Source organism: Enterococcus sp. DIV0774 (assembly GCF_050539095.1).
Classification (GTDB): domain Bacteria; phylum Bacillota; class Bacilli; order Lactobacillales; family Enterococcaceae; genus Enterococcus; species Enterococcus faecalis.
Genome location: NZ_CP172923.1, coordinates 1,065,064 through 1,084,295, shown reverse-complemented (window position 1 = coordinate 1,084,295; position 19,232 = coordinate 1,065,064). Strand labels below are relative to the sequence as shown.

The 19,232-nt window shown below is 37.4% G+C and carries 14 protein-coding genes and 2 tRNA genes; 3 read left to right on the top strand and 13 right to left on the bottom strand.

The features are described 5' to 3' along the window. The 4 genes from esaA to IGL86_RS05315 all read right to left on the bottom strand — a co-directional run bounded on the left by esaA (nucleotide 1) and on the right by IGL86_RS05315 (nucleotide 9,375). Nucleotides 1-3,477 carry a type VII secretion protein EsaA gene (esaA, locus tag IGL86_RS05330; RefSeq protein ID WP_033625588.1) on the bottom strand — a complete coding sequence of 1,159 codons (3,477 nt, stop codon included), beginning with the start codon at nucleotides 3,475-3,477 and terminating at the stop codon, nucleotides 1-3. Between the two features lie 27 nt (nucleotides 3,478-3,504). Continuing rightward, nucleotides 3,505-3,798, bottom strand: coding sequence for a WXG100 family type VII secretion target (locus IGL86_RS05325; RefSeq protein ID WP_002357798.1), 294 nt, complete (start codon nucleotides 3,796-3,798; stop codon nucleotides 3,505-3,507). A gap of 415 nt (nucleotides 3,799-4,213) precedes the next feature. Next, nucleotides 4,214-4,921, bottom strand: coding sequence for a GntR family transcriptional regulator (locus IGL86_RS05320; RefSeq protein ID WP_002357800.1), 708 nt, complete (start codon nucleotides 4,919-4,921; stop codon nucleotides 4,214-4,216). Between the two features lie 206 nt (nucleotides 4,922-5,127). Continuing rightward, nucleotides 5,128-9,375, bottom strand: a complete 4,248-nt coding sequence (locus IGL86_RS05315) for a 2-hydroxyacyl-CoA dehydratase (protein ID WP_033625587.1) — start codon at nucleotides 9,373-9,375, stop codon at nucleotides 5,128-5,130. A gap of 175 nt (nucleotides 9,376-9,550) precedes the next feature. On the opposite strand from IGL86_RS05315, the gene IGL86_RS05310 reads away from it, so the two are divergent. Then, the gene (locus IGL86_RS05310; protein WP_002357803.1) at nucleotides 9,551-10,162 is read left to right on the top strand and encodes a TetR/AcrR family transcriptional regulator; all 612 of its coding nucleotides are present in this window, start codon (nucleotides 9,551-9,553) and stop codon (nucleotides 10,160-10,162) included. Nucleotides 10,163-10,217: 55 nt separating this feature from the next. Here IGL86_RS05310 and IGL86_RS05305 read toward each other — a convergent pair whose 3' ends face one another. From IGL86_RS05305 to IGL86_RS05270, 8 genes are all read right to left on the bottom strand, one after another. After that, nucleotides 10,218-10,397 carry a hypothetical protein gene (locus IGL86_RS05305; protein ID WP_002357804.1) on the bottom strand — a complete coding sequence of 60 codons (180 nt, stop codon included), beginning with the start codon at nucleotides 10,395-10,397 and terminating at the stop codon, nucleotides 10,218-10,220. 154 nt (nucleotides 10,398-10,551) lie between these two features. Then, nucleotides 10,552-10,623 (bottom strand) — tRNA-Gln (locus IGL86_RS05300). Nucleotides 10,624-10,633: 10 nt separating this feature from the next. Beyond that, nucleotides 10,634-10,714, bottom strand: a tRNA-Tyr gene (locus IGL86_RS05295). A 97-nt stretch (nucleotides 10,715-10,811) separates the two neighbouring features. Beyond that, nucleotides 10,812-11,045: a DUF2969 domain-containing protein gene (locus tag IGL86_RS05290; protein ID WP_002357806.1), complete on the bottom strand. Its 234-nt coding sequence runs from the start codon at nucleotides 11,043-11,045 to the stop codon at nucleotides 10,812-10,814. Between the two features lie 146 nt (nucleotides 11,046-11,191). Beyond that, on the bottom strand, nucleotides 11,192-12,661 hold the full coding sequence (locus tag IGL86_RS05285) for a flotillin family protein (RefSeq protein ID WP_002357808.1): 1,470 nt from the start codon (nucleotides 12,659-12,661) through the stop codon (nucleotides 11,192-11,194). Nucleotides 12,662-12,677: 16 nt separating this feature from the next. Continuing rightward, the gene (locus tag IGL86_RS05280; protein WP_002357809.1) at nucleotides 12,678-13,211 is read right to left on the bottom strand and encodes a hypothetical protein; all 534 of its coding nucleotides are present in this window, start codon (nucleotides 13,209-13,211) and stop codon (nucleotides 12,678-12,680) included. Nucleotides 13,212-13,393: 182 nt separating this feature from the next. Further along, a complete protein-coding gene (locus IGL86_RS05275; protein ID WP_033625599.1) occupies nucleotides 13,394-16,030 on the bottom strand; it encodes an FtsX-like permease family protein in 2,637 nt (878 codons plus the stop codon). A gap of 9 nt (nucleotides 16,031-16,039) precedes the next feature. Continuing rightward, entirely contained in the window at nucleotides 16,040-16,741 is a 702-nt protein-coding gene (locus IGL86_RS05270; RefSeq protein WP_002363831.1) for an ABC transporter ATP-binding protein, read from the bottom strand. Nucleotides 16,742-16,901: 160 nt separating this feature from the next. Here IGL86_RS05270 and IGL86_RS05265 point away from each other — a divergent pair, with 160 nt between their 5' ends. Then, nucleotides 16,902-17,561 carry a DNA/RNA non-specific endonuclease gene (locus tag IGL86_RS05265; protein WP_002363828.1) on the top strand — a complete coding sequence of 220 codons (660 nt, stop codon included), beginning with the start codon at nucleotides 16,902-16,904 and terminating at the stop codon, nucleotides 17,559-17,561. A 13-nt stretch (nucleotides 17,562-17,574) separates the two neighbouring features. Next, nucleotides 17,575-17,961: a hypothetical protein gene (locus IGL86_RS05260; protein WP_033625598.1), complete on the top strand. Its 387-nt coding sequence runs from the start codon at nucleotides 17,575-17,577 to the stop codon at nucleotides 17,959-17,961. Between the two features lie 42 nt (nucleotides 17,962-18,003). Here the strand turns inward: IGL86_RS05260 and nagA are convergent, their stop codons facing one another. Next, the gene (gene nagA, locus IGL86_RS05255) at nucleotides 18,004-19,152 is read right to left on the bottom strand and encodes an N-acetylglucosamine-6-phosphate deacetylase (RefSeq protein ID WP_002357814.1); all 1,149 of its coding nucleotides are present in this window, start codon (nucleotides 19,150-19,152) and stop codon (nucleotides 18,004-18,006) included. Nucleotides 19,153-19,232: the final 80 nt, after the last annotated feature.

Genomic DNA, 19,232 nt, shown 5'->3' with positions numbered 1-19,232 from the left:
CTATTCCTCCGGTCGTACAAACAAATTAAGGACAACACCTAAAACAAGTAAAACGATTAAAATAAGGTAACTAACCCAACTAATTTGTACGCCATTTACTAAAGCAGTAAAGCCATTTTGGATATTTTGAAGCGGCGATAAACGATAGAGCCAATTGCTTAATGAGCCTACCTTTGTTGCAATGCCTAATAAAGGTGTCAACATGAAAAATAACCCCAGCATAGCTCCATAAACATATAAAGTAAATTTTTTAAATTGGCGCAAACAAGCACAAACCAAAAGTGCACCGCTAGCAAATACTAAGAAACTATAGCTAAACCAAGCGAATCGATTTATTTGAGATACATTGAACACCAGTAGAAGTGAAAAGACACTTCCAAACAAAATAACCGTAATCAAGAGTAATAACAGATTTGGTATATTTTGCCAAACTCTGGTTGGTTCAACCAACGCATCCGCTACAGTAACTGTTCTTTTCTTCATAAAGCCTTGGAAAGTTAGCGCAATAACGAATGTTAAAATACTAACAATCAAGGTAGCGTAATAGGGAATTAAAGAGACTTGTCGTGTTTCGCCAAAGATTCCTTCTCCTTGAATTGGGCTCGCAAGGAAACTAAATACCCGTGGATTATCAGCACCGCCGTCTCTTGTATTAGCCAATACTTTTTCAAATGTTTTGGCATACTCTTCATTTTCTTTGGTTGTTTTCTTTGACTCATCAATTGAATCATTTAAGTTTGCTAAGATATTTTGCGCATGATCTTGAACTTTGGTTGTTGAGTCTTTCAACTCTTTGATAATCGGGGCAACATCTTTGACTTTGGCTGCTGAATCAGCTGTTATTAGACTAGTTTCTTTCGTTGTTTGCATTAACGTTTGCATCATTTTAACTAAATTTTCTGTTTCTACATCTAAAGTGCTGGTTTGATTTTCTTCTGGATGTGGATTTCTTTCATCAATTACAGAAGTAGCTCCCACTTTTCCAGCTTCTTGCCAAGTAGCATATGTCGCATTGACTTGTTTTGTTGCTTCATCAAACCATGTATTTAATTTCTCTGCTTCTCGTAATAATTTTTCAGGGACCGTCATTAAATTTAATGTTCCGTAAAGTGTTGTAGGTCGTCCGTCTGTATTTTGATCTGTCTCAGTACCAATTAATTGTTTTAATTGATTAATTTGTTCATCTGTTTCTCGATATAATTGATTTCCTGTTTTTTTATATTCGTCTAATAATTTATCTGTAATCATCATGGTTTGCTCGTTTTCAGTGATATTGTCGTACATCCAGTAAATGGATGTCTCACCTGCTAACTCTTCAATTGTTTTATCCTGATTTTCAGGAGCGGTTAACATTGCTGCATACTCTTGAATAGATAGACTTTGATTAGGCGTACCATATAAAGTCACAATTTGTTGTGATACAGTATCTAAAAGTTGAAATTGCTTCATGATTTCAGGAATATCAGTTACTAATGGTTGGTCCATTGCAATATACACAGCGAACGAACGTGCATTTTGAAGCTCATTATTTACCCACCAAGAATAATCAATCTGATTAAATGCTGTTTTTTGTTGTTCTGGTGTCAGTTGCCAAGCCATTGGTAAGTCAATCGTTAAGGAAAGTTTTTCTGGAAGTGAGAGCAAATCATTTACTGGCTCAGTTACTTTTTCAGATTCATCTTCGGATTCTTCTGCCAACTCTTCTTGCGTATTTTCTTCGTCCACTTCATCATTCTCAGGAATCTCAGCTTGTATTTTCACTGGTTTGGTAATTGTTAGCTGTGTTGGGGTAATTGCTGAAATATCAATGCTGTAACCTGCACCTGCTAACTGCTGATTCAAAGATGTTTTAATTGTTTGAACTTTTAAATCATCTAAAAGAAATGACAATTCGCCATTTTGTGTATTGGTTTGTCGTAATGAAATAACCGACTCTTGATTTGTTGCTAGTGAAAAAGTTACTTTTTCATGTGGAATCGCTATAGTATCTTCATGAAGTTGTTTAGGTTCCAAATACATAAAGCGGCTTGAATTGGTGAAATCAAGTTCATGTTGTTCTGCATATCGCTGAATAATTTGTAACTCATCACGGAAAAGATTGCCTTGTTCTACTGAAATCCTATTATTCATTTCTAATTCACTAACGAGACTTTCTAAACTTACAAAAGAAACTTCACTTAGTGATTCTTCCAATCTTTCCTGATAATTTTTATCTAAGTTAGGTATATTTTCTTTTTCGTTCGTAATTAACTGAATAATCGCTTGCTTAATTTGAGTGTCTGTTGCTATCTCAGGTGTTGCTTCAAGATCATTATAATATGTAGCCGCAATTTGCTTTTTTAACGCAGTTAATTGTTCTACTTGCATATGTAGTTCTGCGATTTCTTTTTGTAGTTCGCCAATGCGATTGCTTTGTGTTTCTTGAAATAATTTAGATTCTGATAAAAAGTCAGCATAAATCCCTGAGCTTCCTTGTTCACTTGGTGTGTAGAAGGAGCTAAACTGATTGATTACCGTTCCATTTAGTTGATCGAATTGTTGTTTGTATACTGTCGTGTCACTTTCCCATTGATTAGTTAATTCTTGTTTTTGTCTCTCAAACTGTTCATTAAATTGTGCAATTGATTTTTTTATTTTTTCATTTGCTTCTTTCGAATACTCGCCCACTGATTTTTTCGTATCTTCCGTTGTCTTACTAGTTGATTCTAAGCTCTGATTATTGCTTTCTAGTAAGGTTTGTACTGATTTTACAAACGCTTCTTGCTCGGTTGTAAATAATTTATTGTCCTCATCTAAAATACTAGCCGTACTTAATACTGTCGTATAATTCATGGGAATTTCTTTAAATGGTTGCTGAATTGTTTCTTCTAATTGATTTTGATATAGCAACTGCGTATCAGTAATTTGGTTAACGTTTTGTTGTGCGATAACTAAATTTCCAACAATACTGGAAAAATACATCTGAATTACGCGTTGGTTAAAATCTTTTAAAATAGTATTTACTTTGTCTTGAATTGCTTGATTGGTCAATTCATTTTGTCCGTCTCGCACTTGGTATTCAACAGAAGCCTGCTCTGGACTAACAGCTTGTAGTGACAATAATTTCTCAGAAAAATCTTGCGGAATAATAATTTGGGCATCGAATTGTCCATTTTCAACACCAGATGTTGCGATATTCCGAGTCGTTGTTTCCCATCGATTAGCTGTATCTTTGTTAATTAATGTGACAAAATCAGAACCTAATGCATAACGTTTTCCTTCAAAACTTGCGCCTTTATCTTCATTAACTAATGCGTACTGCATCTTTGTTGTCTGATCTTTGCTACTTCGAGTCATGTTCTCATCTTTAAACCCTAAATGAATGAAAAAAAGTAATAACAAGAAAGTTGCTCCAATTGCTAAGGCAAAAGGGATACCTTTTTTTATTTTCCCTTCCATTATCTTCTCTCCTTTAGAAAAAGCGCTAGTGCAATTCATTGCGCTAGCGCTTCAATCTTTGATCAATTAAAAGCCAAATGATCCTGCATCTTGACGGTCACGTTCTGCGACAGTGTCTGCATATTTGTTTAATTGTTGATTAATACTAATCAATAATTCTTCCATCTGTTTGACATTACCTTCCAATTGATTGTACTGTTCCAGATACGCTTGAAATGCTTGCCCTTTCCATTGTTGTGAAATTTGTTGGTTCATTGAATTCACTTTACGAATTGCATCTTGAATTTGAGACGATGCTTGCGAATATACTTTCGCTTGTGATTTCAGTTGTTCTGGTGTTACAGCAATTGATCCTGCCATAAGTAATCCCTCCACATTTTTTATAGTTTTATTACCCGGTACAAATATTATAACTATATATAAAAAATATAGTCAACAACTATTTTAAAATATACGTATTCGCATAAAAATAATTATAACAATAAAATAAACAAATAAAAACTCTTGAAAACAACATTACAAAACCACCAAAATCAATATTTATTAAAATAAAAACAAAAATAACTGATAAATAAAAATTATTCAAAAAATATTTAAATAAAATTTTAAAAAATATTTAAATTCCATTAAATCGTTATTTTTTAATGTCAGATAAATTAATAAGTAAATATGCATTTTATTAAAAAAACAATTTATTTCTTTAGCAAAAAAAATTAAAAGATAGGAAAACTTATCACATTGATAAGTTTTCCTATCTTTTATTCATTCTTTTTCTCTACTTCTCTAAATAAAACTCAAATCGACTTCCTGCATACTGCGTACGAACATATTCAAAAGGTAGTCCGTTTTCAAAATAGGATACTTGGCGCACACGCAGAATCGCATCGCCTCGTTTAATCTCTAAATATTCTGCGATCTGCTCCGATGCTTGAACAGCAGAGATTGTTTGGTTAGAATGGCCAATTTTGTGGCCAGATTTGGCTTCAAGTGTTTTATAAAAAGAGTTCGTGATTTCAGATTTGCCATATTGCGAGACCAATGAATAAGGAATGCTCGCCACCTCAAAACAAATCGGAATGTCATCCGCAAAACGAATTCTTTCCATTCGTAAAATTGAATCTTCTGGACCTAGTTGTAATTTTTCCATCTCACTAGAACTAGGTTTCGCTACAAAATAAGACACCGTCCGACTAGAAGGAACGCGATTTTGAGACAAGGTAATTTCTGTAAAACTAGTGGTACCTGTCATTGTTTCTTGAACTTTCTTACGTGCTACATACGTTCCTGAACCAATTTTTCGTTCTAAAATCCCTTCGTCTGCTAAAGTCTGAATGGCTTGGCGTAAGGTCATTCGACTAACATCAAATTTCAAGGCTAATTCTCGCTCAGAGGGCAAACGATCCCCGATACTCCAGACACCTTTTTCAATATCTTCTTTGATTTTATCGTGAATTTGAATATAAATTGGTATATTTTGAACCATTTACGCTTCCTCCTCTTCGTTCATCTCCTCTTCTATTATAACTGGTATAGACCGTGTAAACAACCAAAAAATGATAAATAAAAGAGGAATTAGAATTTTTATCAAAGTTGGTCTAGTTGCATGCTTTCTTTTTATAACAAAAACATTTGGCTTAGTCAGTAAAAAGTGACCAAGTCAAATGTTTTTAAACGAATTTCTATTAGTTATTATCTTTTTACATTTTCTTCTTTCAACAACTTGTTCGCTGTGGCCATCATCAAACGGATTCGGTTCAACTGATTAACCAAAGATACCCCTGGATCATAATCCACCGCCGCAATGTTTGCTTGCGGATATTGACGTCGTAGCTCTTTCACGACCCCTTTTCCAACAATATGGTTTGGTAAACACCCAAACGGCTGCATACAAACGATGTTATTCACCTCGTGTTTTAAGAGCTCAATCATTTCAGCTGTTAAAAACCAACCTTCACCCGTATGATTGCCAATTGATAAAATTTTACTTGCATCTGCTGCCATATCATAAATGGAATGAATGCCATCAAAACGGACCGACTTTCTCAATGCCTTATCCATTGGTTTTTCTACCAATTCAATGATTTTTATCGCAAATTCTGCTAAACGTTTGCTTTGTTTTGACATGCCCATATTTTCGTATTTCCAAATTTGATTGTACAAAGAATAGTTCATAAAGCCAACAATATCTGGCACAACTGCTTCAGCACCTTCTTCTTCTAGCAAACGCACAATATCATTATTCGCTGTCGGCGAATATTTCACTAAAATTTCCCCGACCACACCGACTTTTGGTTTTTTTATCTCCTGTAAAGGAATTTCATCAAACGTCCGAATAATTTTTTTCATGAAGTGATTAAATTGTGTCAGCGAACCATTCCGGACATTGGCTTCCACTCTTTTTAGCCAATCTTGGTGCAGTTGATCCACCATTCCTTTTTCTGTTTCATAAGGTCTTGTTCGATAAACTACTCGTTCGAATAAGTCACCATATAAAAAGGCAACTACTAAGCGCTTGATCATTGGCAACGTAAATTTAAATCCTGGATTGGATTCGACTCCTTTATTGCCCATCGAAACTGAAACTACAGGAACTTGAGAAAAACCGGCATCATTTAAGGCTTTTCGTAATAAGGGAATGTAATTCGTTGCGCGACAACCGCCCCCTGTTTGCGTCATTAAGACACTGACATTATCCAAATCATATTGACCACTTTCCAAAGCTTCAACTAGTTGTCCGATAGAAATAATTGCTGGGTAACACGCATCATTATTGACATATTTTAACCCGACATTCACGGCTTCTTTATCCTGCGCAGGCAAACAGACGACATGATAGCCAGAAGCTTGTAATGCTACATCGACTAATCCAGATTGATGAATCGGGCTAAGCATTGGTAACAGTAAAGTATGTGTTTTTTTCATTTGTTTTGTAAACACTATTTTCTCTGGCTCTTCCATTTGCATATGCGGAACAAACTGTTGCTTCTCCCGCTCATTGACAGCCGCTTTCAAGGAGCGCAACCGAATACGAATTGCGCCCAAATTCGCGCCTTCATCGATTTTGAGGACTGTATAAATTTTGCCAGACCGATCCATGATTTCTTCTACTTGATCGGTGGTCACAGCATCTAAGCCGCAACCAAAGGAATTCAGTTGGACAAGTTCTAAATTTTTCGTCTTAGCCACTACTTTAGCCGCCGCATATAAGCGAGAATGATAGACCCATTGATTCACCACACGTAAATTCTGCACGTCTCCAAGATGCGAGATACTGTCTTCTGTCAAGACATGGAATCCTTCCTGTGTAATGACTTCGGCAATGCCGTGATTAATTTCTGGATCCAAGTGATACGGTCGTCCCGATAAGACAATTCCTCTCTGGCCTTTTTCGGTTAACATGGCTAACGTTTCTTCGCCTTTTTCTTGAATTTCTTTTTTAAAAGCTGCTAATTCTTGATAACCATGATGCAGCGCTGTTTGAATTTCTTCTAGGGAAATCCCTAAATCAGCAAAATTTTCAGCTAAAACTTTGGCAACTGCAGCTTCATTCGCTAAATTAAGATAGGGATTTCGATAATCCACTTGGCCCTCTCTGATGGCATCCACATTATTTCGAATAACATCTGGGTAGCTTTGCACAATTGGACAATTAAAATGATTATCAGCTTCCACTGTTTCTTGCTGTTCAAAAACGACACCAGGATAAAAGATGATTGGCACTTGCGCATCAATTAATGCTTGAATATGTCCATGCGCCATTTTCGCTGGGTAACAAACCGTATCACTGGGAATCGTTTCAAGGCCTTGTTCATAGATTTGTTTATTAGAACGTGGCGATAATTCGACCCGAAAGCCTAAGTCAGTAAAAAATGTATGCCACAAAGGATAATTTTCATACATGTTTAGGACTCTAGGGATACCCACGCGCCCACGAAACGCTTTATTTTCCCGCAAAGGTCGGTACTTAAATAACTTGCGGTACTTATAATCAACCAAATTCACTTTGCGTTCTTCTCGTTTAATTTTAATTCGTGCACCACGTTCACAGCGATTTCCCGTAATAAATTGGCGCCCATCTGAAAACACTGTGACCGTTAATTGACAATTGTTTTCACACAAGCCGCAATGAGTAAATTCCTTTTCAGAGGTAAATGCCGCTAACTCTTCTAAAGAAAGAAGCGTGGTTTCTTCCCCAATTTCATAAGCGTCCAAAGCAATCAGCGCTGCCCCATAGGCCCCCATCAAACCAGCAATAGAAGGACGAACCACTTCACGACCGCTAATTTTTTCAAAAGCTCTCAAGACCGCTTCATTGTAAAATGTTCCTCCCTGGCAGACAATCTTTTCTCCCAACTCTTCAGGTCGGCGAACCTTAATAACTTTATAAATGGCATTTTTGATGACTGAATAAGATAGTCCAGCAGAAATATCGCCGACAGAGGCCCCTTCTTTTTGAACCTGTTTCACTTTTGAGTTCATAAAAACAGTACACCGAGAACCTAAATCAACAGGCGCTTGCGATTCTAAAGCCGCCAAAGCAAAATCCTTCACATTATATTTTAAAGATTGCGCAAAGGTTTCGATAAAAGAACCGCACCCAGAAGAACAAGCTTCATTTAATTGTATCGAGGAAAGCACGCCATTTTTAATGGTCATCGCTTTCATATCTTGTCCTCCGATATCCAAAATAAAATCCACACCTGGCTGAAAATGGTTGGCTGCTTTGTAATGGGCCATCGTTTCAACTTCACCAATATCGACTTTTAACGCATTTTTTATTAGCTGTTCTCCATATCCTGTAACAGCCGTTTTTCCGATAAAAACTTCTTCAGGCAGTTGTTGATAAAGTGATTTCAGTACTGTCATGGTGGTTTCTAAAGGTTGCCCTTGGTTATTACCATAAAAAGAAAACAACAAATGACCATCTTCATCAATCAATGTGACTTTTGTCGTTGTTGAGCCTGCATCAATCCCTAAAAAGGCTACGCCAGTATGTTGAGATAAAGGTTTCTCCGTTGCTTGGGCTTGCGCGTGTCTTTCTCGAAAATCTGCTAAATCTTCTGCGCTGTTAAATAACGGTGGTAACGTGTCGCTCGGCTGTAAATCAGTAGCCTGGCTGTTCACTAAGCGCTGAATTAATTCTTCCAATGTACATTCGGCTGCATCTTCTGAATAAAGTGCTGCTCCCATTGCTACAAACAGTTGCGGTTGTTCTGGAAAAATAACATCTTCTGGCTGAATTGCTAAGGTTTCAACAAACCGTTTTCTCAATTCTGACATGAAAAATAAAGGTCCCCCTAAAAATGCTACTTTACCTTTAATTTTGCGACCAGCAGCTAACCCGGCGATTGTTTGATTAACTACCGCTTGAAAAATACTCGCCGCGATATCTTCTTTCGCTGCTCCTTCATTGATTAAAGGTTGAATATCCGTTTTGGCAAAAACCCCACAGCGGGAAGCAATCGGATAAATAGTTTGATAATTCTTCGCCAATTCATTCACTCCATTGGCATCCGTTTTAAGTAAAACAGCCATTTGATCGATGAAGGCGCCTGTCCCACCTGCACAACTACCATTCATTCGTTGCTCTAAAGCACCATCAAAAAAAGTGATTTTTGCATCTTCTCCGCCAAGTTCAATAGCAACATCCGTTTCTGGGATTATTGTTTCAACAGTTCGTGTACACGCGATAACTTCTTGAACAAAGGGAATCCCTAATACCTCAGCCAGCCCCATACCACCAGAGCCAGTTATGCTCATTGTCACAGGTTGGTCTGCACCTATCCTTGCTAGCCCTTCTTTTAAAATGCGTTCCGTTGCTGCTTTGACATCTGAAAAATGGCGTTCATATTTTGTAAAAATAGGCTGATTTTGTTTATTTAAAAATACTAATTTTACTGTCGTTGACCCAACATCAATCCCTGCTCTCATAACCATCAATTAAAATACCCCTTCATTTCCCAACAGTTTGTTGATTATTATACAAACTGTTTGTTATAATAGATATACCTATTTTAGAAAGGTTCTAAATGATTTGCAACAAGCAATTTACCCTATTTTGTGAGATAAACAACAAAGTTTCCGCGAATGTTGACTATCTCGAAAGGAATTTATGATGGCAAAGAAAACAGACCTTAGAGTACAACGAACCAGAAAAATGATTATTGAAGCTTTTTTTAAACTTGTAGAAACGAAAGGCTACGAAGCGGTGACGATTCAAGATATTGCTGATGAAGCTATGATTAATCGTGCGACTTTTTATGCTCATTTTAAAGACAAACAGCATTTATATGATGCAATCTTCACCTTTACGCTTAGTGCTTTTACCGCTATTCTTGATTCGCAACAACTGGTTAATGGCAACCGTGTCCGCGTGAAGCACATTGAAGAACTTCTGACGCAACTCTATATTAATATTCAAGAGAACAAATCTTTCTTCTTAACTATCATGGACAATAATTTCAACGAACACTTTCGAAAACGCTTAGCTGAAATTATCGAAGAAAAATATGCGACGATTTTTTCGCAGTTGCGTATTACCGAAAATGATATTGATGTACCGATAGATTTTGTTATTGAATATATGACCTCTATCTTCATCGGTACCCTTCATTGGTGGATTACTAGCGAAACGGATATGACACCCAACCACTTAGCCCAATTAGTTATCAAATTAGTTGGTAATGGTCATTTAACTGTCTTAGGCATCGAATTAGAAAAATAAAAACACCGGAGTAGACAATAATTTTGTCTGCTCCGGTGTTTCTGTTAAAGACGAATTAGTTTTTTGAACGCCATTTGATATTGTGGGCTGTATTTCTTGAAGAAGTGACTTTAACACCACTTTTGATGTTGCCTTTTTTACGAGGAATTAAGTCAACTTTGACATCATACTTACCATCGCGTGCTAAATCGTAAACATTTTCAACCATTTCTGTAATTTTTTCTTTAAAGTTCATTCTTATCAACTCCAGACTATTCTTTCTTAATACTTTAGCATATTCTTATATAAATGAAAACTTTTCTAGCCTGTACATGAGGAAAATCTTACCTCATTTTTGTTATATAATTATACAAAAAAAGAACATCTCTCTACCAGAAATGTTCTGAAAACTGGGGTAGCTGGATTCGAACCAACGCATGACGGAGTCAAAGTCCGTTGCCTTACCGCTTGGCTATACCCCAAAAAAGAAAATGGAGGAAAGTGGATTCGAACCACTGAACCCTAAGGAACGGATTTACAGTCCGTCGCGTTTAGCCACTTCGCTATTCCTCCAAAAAGTCATTGTCGCTGTAACGACCTGACTTAGTTATAATACAATCTTTTCCAGAAAAAAGCAACCCTTTTTTTTAAAAAAATTGTTATTTATTTTTTATTCACTTAAATTCCATTGACGAATAATTGTTTCAAAGGCTTCGTCCAGATTTTTTGCTGTACCTTCTTGCTTGCCATCAATTTCAATGATGAATTTTTTATCATTTTGCGGAATGACACGACCGATTTCTTTTTTACCAATAAATAATTTGTTCATTAAAACGTTCGCTCCATTGTATTGGGCTTTTTCTTCTTCAACACGTACTTCAATATCTTTATTCTTTTTTGACATCTCTATCCCTCCAAGAACTCTATGTTATCAGAATCTTTGAAACAAAACAAGCACCCGCTATTTCTCTATCAGATTATTCGTTTAACGCTTCAATGCAGCATTAAGGAGTAACGAAATGCGATTCGCTACTCCTCAAAGACTGATTTCTATTCTTTTTCTGAACCTTCTGTTGCATGATAGTTCACGCTATTTGAGGTACCTTTTTTAGAAAAGTTTTCAATTAGCTCTTTCACGTCGAGGCCCGTTGTTTCTTTTAGTGTTTCTTGTGTACCAGCCAACAAATTTGTTGCATAATTTGTAATACGGTTGGCGCCAGAATTTTCGCCACCTGCGCCTGTATCTACCACTGAAATCTTGTCGATGTTGCCCAGTGGTTGTGCTGCTTCTTTCATTAATTGTGGCAACATTTCCATCACCATACTTAACACAGCTGCTTCACCATATTCTTTGAAGGCATCAGCAATCTTTTGTTTGGCTTCGGCTTCCGCTGCACCACGAGCTAAAATAGCTTCGGCTTGCGCTTGACCTGTTAAACGCGTTTTGTTGGCTTCCGCTTCGGCTAATGCTTCAACTTTGAAACGTTCTGCTTCGGCTTCTGCCACTTCGCGTGCTTTTTGAGCAAGAGCTTCTTGTTCGCGTGCATAACGATCTGCATCGGCTTTTTTCTTCACTTCTGAGTCGTATTGTTTTTCACGACGCGTAATTTCTTTTTCTTCTAACTCAATTTGTTTTTGACGTTCAACGACTTTGACTTCCATTTCTTGTTCCACCACGTGTTGTTGGGCACGCGCGCTTTCCAAGTTATAGGCTTGGTCTGCTTTGGCTTTGGCAATATCTTGTTCTTGTTTGTATAACGCTAATTTCAATTCTTTTTCTTTTGAAGCTTCTGCAATTTCTGTTTGACGTTGCAATTCCGCTTGTTGTGATTCTTTTTCTGCTTCCGCTTTTTTGATGCGAGTTTCTTTCAAGGCTTCTGCTTCTGCAATATCTGCATCACGTTTAACTTGAGCGATTCTTGGTTTTCCTAATGAATCCAAGTATCCATTTTTATCACGAACTTCTTTAATTGTGAACGACACAATAACTAAGCCCATTTTAGCTAAGTCAACACTGGCAACTTCTTGTACACTTTGGCTAAATTTATCACGGTTTTGGTAAATTTCTTCCACTGTCATTGAACCTAAAATCGAACGTAAATGTCCTTCTAATACTTCACGTGCTTCATTTTCTAATTCTTCCGTTGTTTTTCCTAAAAATTGTTCCGCTGCTGTCGCAATTTCTTCAACTGACGAACCAATTTTAATGATTGATGTCCCATCACACATCACAGGAACCCCTTGTTCTGTGTATACTTCTGGTGTAGAAACATCTAATTTACTTGAAAGCAAACTAATTCGATTTGAGCGTTGGAACACTGGTAAGACAAACGCACCACCGCCACGAACGATTTTAATTTTGTTGCCACCTTCGTCTACATGAACATTTTTAGAGCCTAGATAGCTCCCGCTGATAATTAACGCTTCATCAGGTTTGGCTGTCTGATATTTAGAAACAAACACAATTAATAACATTAATAATACTAAAACTGCAATAATAATCGGTAACAAAATCCCCATTTCCTTCTCTCCTACTCTATATTTTTAGACTGCCTTCGTAAGGAATGACATAACAAACCCGTTCTTTCAATTCAATAATCAATACCTCACTACCTCTTGGCGCAGCCACTTCTTGTGGCACATAAAATGCTGCTGGTCGACTTAACGAACCTGTGACACTCTTCAATTGAATCTCGCCCATTCCCCGGACAGGAATTGGGGTAATCACAGTAGCAACACGACCCTCCATGTCTTTTTCCGAAATAGAAATTGTGGCCTCCGAATTTTTCAAAGGGACCAACACATAAAAATTCAGGAAGAAAACAATAATGGTTGAAAGAATACCACTGACAATTAAAATAAGCCAACTATTCACCGCTGTTAATTCTTCCCCAAGGTACCCAAACAGCGAGGTAAAAGCAATCCATGGAATAATCAGCATTGGGTCCACCGGTCCATCAAAATTAAAAACATCCCCAAAAATAATTAGTAAAAAAGCGAGGACCGCGCTCCCCACTAATGCATAAAAATAAACCGTTTCCAATGGTAGACCTTCTAACACTTTTCCCACACTCCTTTCTGTGCTATAACCTAGTAATAGTGTACCAATTTTTAAATAAAAAGAGTAGTAATTTCCAAATAAATCTCAAAAGATACATCTTAAGACCTATTTTTTCTTAATAAAAGAAGCAACAATAAACGAGCAGCCCAAGAATTATCGAACTTCTACGGACTGCTCGTTTTTAAAATGTGCTATTCATTTGATTTTAACGCTTCAATCATATTGATTTTCTTCAATTTTCGATGCATAATGACCATCACAAACAACGTGAAACACATGGTGATGACTGCGGAATATAGATAACTTGGCCAATGAATAATTGGCGAAAACATAATTAAATCAACTTCAACGGTTGCTAAAATATATTGATGCAAAATTTTCCCAAAGAAGCAGCCAACAATAATACCAATGAACGTTAAAATAATGTTTTCACGGTAAACATAGGTGGTGACTTCACGATCGTAAAACCCTAAAACCTTAATCGTGGAAAGTTCTCGAATCCGTTCAGAAACATTAATGTTGGTTAAATTATATAACACAATTAACGCTAAAGAACCAGAAACAGCAATTAGTACCCAAATGACAATATCAAGGCTTTTCAGCATATCATCAAACGAACCTTTCATCGCAGTTAAAAACGTAATGTTCAACACTTTCGGCTGTTTTGTCAACGCCTCTCCGATTGAGGTTTCTTGTTTTGAGGATAACTTTTTGTCAAAAAGTAGGAATTCTGTATTATACTCCGGCTTCTGTTTGGTCATCGTCTGGTAGAGTTTCGGCGTCATATAGACAAAATGACCCGTGTAGTTTTCTGCAATCGCGGCAATTTCCACGTGATAGGTTTGATTATCACTATTTTCTAAATTTAATTGATCTCCGACTTTATAGCCAAATAATTTAGCTAATTTTTCATTAATGATTACACCATCATCGTTGAGGGAATATTTTTCTCCAGTGACTCGATCATTAAATAATTGAAACTCAGCCATTTTCGAAGGATCTTGTGGCACATAAAGAGTAATATTTTGAGTTGGTGCGCCTTTGCCCTTCGTTTTAAAGATTTCTGAATATAACGGAATTGTTTTATTCAAACCATCCAGTTTGCGCAACGTTTCTTGATACTCTTTTGTCTCTTCAGGTGTTGTTTGCTCTTTAAAAGTCACGACTGCTTGGTAATGCCAGATTTTATTAAATTGAATTGTAGCGACATCCACAATTGAATCGCGTAAACCAAAACCAACAATTAACAGCCCCATACAACCAGCTATTCCGATAACGGTCATCAGCATCCGTCGTTTATAGCGGAACAGATTTCTAGCGGTCACTTTTTGAATAAAGCTCATGCGTTGCCATAAAGGGCGGATTCGTTCTAATAAAATCCGTTGGCCTGCTTTCGGCGCTTTGGGTCTTAGCAAGGTAGCTGGGGTACTTAATAAATCGATTCTTAATGTCACTAAGGCCGCTCCCACAGTACAAGCTAAGGCTACAATGATGCCCCATAAACTGTAATTTAAGTACCACGGTGTAACTAAATCAGGAATATTGTACATTTGACCGTAGGCATCAAAAATTATTTTAGGGAATAGATAATAGCCAACTGCCAATCCTAATAATGCACCTGTTAGACTGGCAACCGTTGCATAGGTAATAAAAATCGAAGCAATTTCACGATTACGATAACCTAAAGCTTTCAAACTACCAATTTCCATTCTTTTTTCTTCAACCATACGTGTCATGGTAGTTAAGCTGACTAATGCCGCAATTAGGAAAAAGAACAACGGGAACAACGTGGCTAAAGAAGAAATCCGATCAGCGTTATCTTGATATTCAGAAAATCCTGGATTGTCTTCCCTAGTAAAATAATAATACGTTGGGGCTTTCAAATTGGCTAGCTCTGTTTCTTTTTCAGCCAACAGTTGTTCTTGTTTAGCCAATTCGTCTTTTTGCTTTTCAAGCATCTCAGATGGAATTCCTGGTTGTTGCTCCAACTGCGCAAGTGCTTGTTTTCCCGTTTCCAGCGCTTGCCGACCTTGGTTAATGTCCGGCTGAGCCGAATCACGCAGAGCCGCAACCTGTTCTTCTGGCCGATTTTTCAGTGCCTCTTTTACTTGATTTAAGGCCTGCTCTCTTTTCTTTTCATAATCAGAGGAATACGTATTTTGATGTTTTAATGAACGAAATGAGATTAGCAATTCTGGATACCGTTGACTGTCAAAGGCTTTTTCCGAAACCACGCCAAAAAAGTTTAACGTTCCAGACCCGACCGTTGTGGTTCCCCTGGATGTATTATCAATATATTCTGGTGAATTGATAAATCCAACAACAGTAAAATGAGTTTGCGTCAGTCCTTTTTCTTTAATCGCTGCATCGTTTAAAGTGATTTTATCACCCATTTTATAGTCATATCTAGTTTTCGCTAATGTATCTAATGCAATTTCATTTGCTTGTTTAGGTAACCGACCGTCAACTACTTGATAGTTAAGCGATCCTGCTTGATTTTTTCGATAACCAAACAATTTTACTGCATTATTTTGCGGCCCAATCGTGGCATCTATTGTATACCGCGGCACAACTGTTTCGACATCTTTTAAAGACTGTAGTGTTGTTAAATCTTTCTTTTCCAGTCCCATTGTAGAAATTATTCGCGCATCTGGAAGCTGCTCTTTCTGGTAATAATTATTCGCGGTTTTAATCATATCTGGTCCAGTAGCTTTCAAACCAACAAAGACCATTACACCAAGGAAAATAATCCCCATAATCGATAAAAACCGTGTAGTAGATTGTCTAATTTCACGTAAACTTGTTTTAATTAGCGCTGTTTTCTTCATTTTAGGCACCTACCATTCAATTTCAGCAACCAATTTAGGCTGATCATTCACAGTCATTTCGCGAACTTTCGCATCATTAATTCGAATTACCCGATCGGCCATTTCTGCAATGGCTGAATTGTGGGTAATAATTAAGACGGTCGTTCCAGTTTCACGAGCAGTGTTTTGCAAAATGGTTAAAATTTGTTTCCCTGTTTCATAATCCAGTGCTCCTGTCGGTTCATCACATAAAAGTAACTTGGGCTTTTTAGCAATCGCACGGGCGATGGTTACTCGTTGTTGTTCACCACCAGAAAGTTGCGCTGGAAAATTATCTAAACGTTCCCCTAAACCCACCGATTGTAAAACATTGGTCGAATCCAACGCATCCGCAACGATTTGCGAAGCCAATTCGACATTTTCTTTTGCCGTTAAATTTGGGACTAAATTGTAAAATTGGAAAACAAACCCGACATCATTTCGTCGATAAGTGGTTAATTGTTTCTCTGAAAACTGAGCGATATCTGTGCCATCAATAATAATTTCCCCTTCATCACAGCTGTCCATTCCACCAAGAATATTTAAAACAGTTGATTTTCCAGCACCGCTGGGGCCTAAAATAACCGCTACTTCTCCTTTTTCCACTTCAAAAGAAATGCCGTCATTCGCAGTAATAGTTGTCTCTCCCATTTGGTAACGCTTGTATTCATTTTTGACTTCAATATAGGCCATCCACTATCCCTTCCCTTCTACATTAAAATAGTAACATATCTGAGAAAACAAGTCTTTCAAAGAAAAGCCTTTTTTGATTTTTTAGCAAATTTACGTATAATAGAAAAGATGGTCCACTTAAATTTGGACTATTGCAAGTATAAAATTAGAGGAGCACGTTATGGCAAACAGAAAGAAGAAACCACCATTTAATTCAACCATCATGCTGATTGGCGCATTAATCATTTTAATTTTAGGCGCGGTTGGCGTTAAAGTTCCTGATGCTTTACAAGATTTATTTAATGTTCAACCACAAACAACCACCCCCTCAAGCACACCAGCACCTAAAGGAGATAATCCCGGACCAATTGAAAATGGTAAAGCCACATTTTCAGCAGAGGAATTAAAGGATAGCTCAAACGGCTGGATTACTTATCATTCACTAGATCGTCTAAAACGAGCGACAGGCGCTGATGCGCTATTAAAACCCGCAATGGTCAATACAGGAACTTCCGCTAATAAAGATATTCGACCAGCTGGTTTCATTTCAGGAAAAGCTAATCATTCGCGTGGCCACCTAATCGGCCGTCAAATGGGAGGCAGTGGTGATGATCCACGTAACTTAACCACCTTGTATCAGAATCCTGTCAACACTCCTTATATGACGAAATATGAAAATCAGATTCGGGCAGCTCTTGATCGCGGCGAAACCGTTCGCTATCGCGTGACACCTGTATATAACGGAAACGATTTGTTGGCTGAAAAAATCATCTTAGAAGCCAAAAGCCTTAAAACAAATTCACCCATTGATTTTTCAGTAACTATTTTAAACAAACAATAAGGAGGAACTTTCATTGGATTTTGAACAGCTAAAAGAAACATTACCCGATGCAAAACCACAAACATTTTTGCAAGCAATCCTCTCTCAACCTCAAGAAGAGGATGCTGAATTAACCTTCAGTGAAGAAATTGATGAACAGTTTGTCGAAAATTGTAAATTTTTAGTCTCTCCAGAAACCATTTCTGAAACAGATGTGGAACATTGGCGCGAACAAGAATTTTTAGTTGTCGCCCAAAGTTTAGATGGCGATTATCTAGCAGGCACTCTAGAGCAAACCTTTGTGATTCCTAGCTCCCTTTACAAAGAGGATATTGAGCAATTTGACAAGCAATTAATCGATTTTTTTATTGCCTACGAGAACAAAGAAATCACTTCTGCGATTTTACCAAAAGAATTATAAAAAAAGCTTGCGGATAAATTTCCGCAAGCTTTTTCTTGTGTCTTATGCTCGATAACGTTCAACGCCATCTAAATAAGTGGCTGCTAATTCCATGGTTGGTTCTAATACGATAAAGTCAGCATCGCGACCATTTGCAATCATGCCGCATTGATCATCAATTTTACAGCTAATCGCAGGAACTAATGAAGCCATCATAATTGCTTGTGCAGGTGTTGCAATACCCCAATCAACTACATTTTTAATTGCTTCTTTTAGTTTTAAAATACTACCTGCTAAGTTCCCAGTATCCAAACGAGCCGTTCCTTCTGCTACCACAACAGGAAATTCACCTAAATTGTAGTTGCCATCTGGCATACCGCCAGCCATCATGCAGTCTGTAATTAACGCAACGTGATCATGGCCCGCTTTTTCCATCAATACTTCAGCCGCTTGCGGATGTACATGGTGTCCATCACAAATTAATTCAGAGAAAACGTGTTGTAACGTTAACAATGCACCAACCATCCCTGGTTCACGGTGATTTAAGCCACGCATCCCATTATATGCATGAACAAAAACGCTAGCGCCTGCTTCAACTGCCACATCAGCTTCTTCTAAGGTCGCATTACTATGGCCTAAAGCAACAACGACACCTTCATCTGTAACGGTTTCAACAAATTCTTTCACACCATTACGTTCTGGTGCCAACGCAATTTTCTTAATAATTCCGCCTGAAGCTTCTTGCCATTCGTGGAATGTATCAAGGTCTGGATCTCCAAAATAACTTGGATTTTGTGCGCCTTTATGTTCTTCAGTAAAGAAAGGTCCTTCAAAGTAAATCCCTTGAATTTTTGCACCAGGTACTTCTTGGTAGACTTGACCAATCGTACGTGCAACGTCTGTTAAACGTTCTTTACTTGAAGTTAACGTTGTTGGTAAAAATGAAGTTACACCACAAGATAATAAGCCTTCAGACATCACTTTAATGCCTTCTGCATCGTTATCCATTACGTCATGATTCATGTAACCATGAATATGAGTATCCACTAAACCTGGGGCAATCCATTTGCCTTCCTCACGAATAATTTTTACGTCCCCTTGCGGTTCATCTTTTGTATAATTACCAAAGATACCATCCGTGATTTCTAAATAACCAGGTCCTTTAACATCGCTTTTTAAAAAGAACTTGTCTGCAAAGATAAATGTTTTCATCTTCATCCTTCTTTCTTTATTTTACTTACTTCAAAAGTACTCTTAATCAGTACAAAAGTCAAGAAATGGTGTAGACCTTT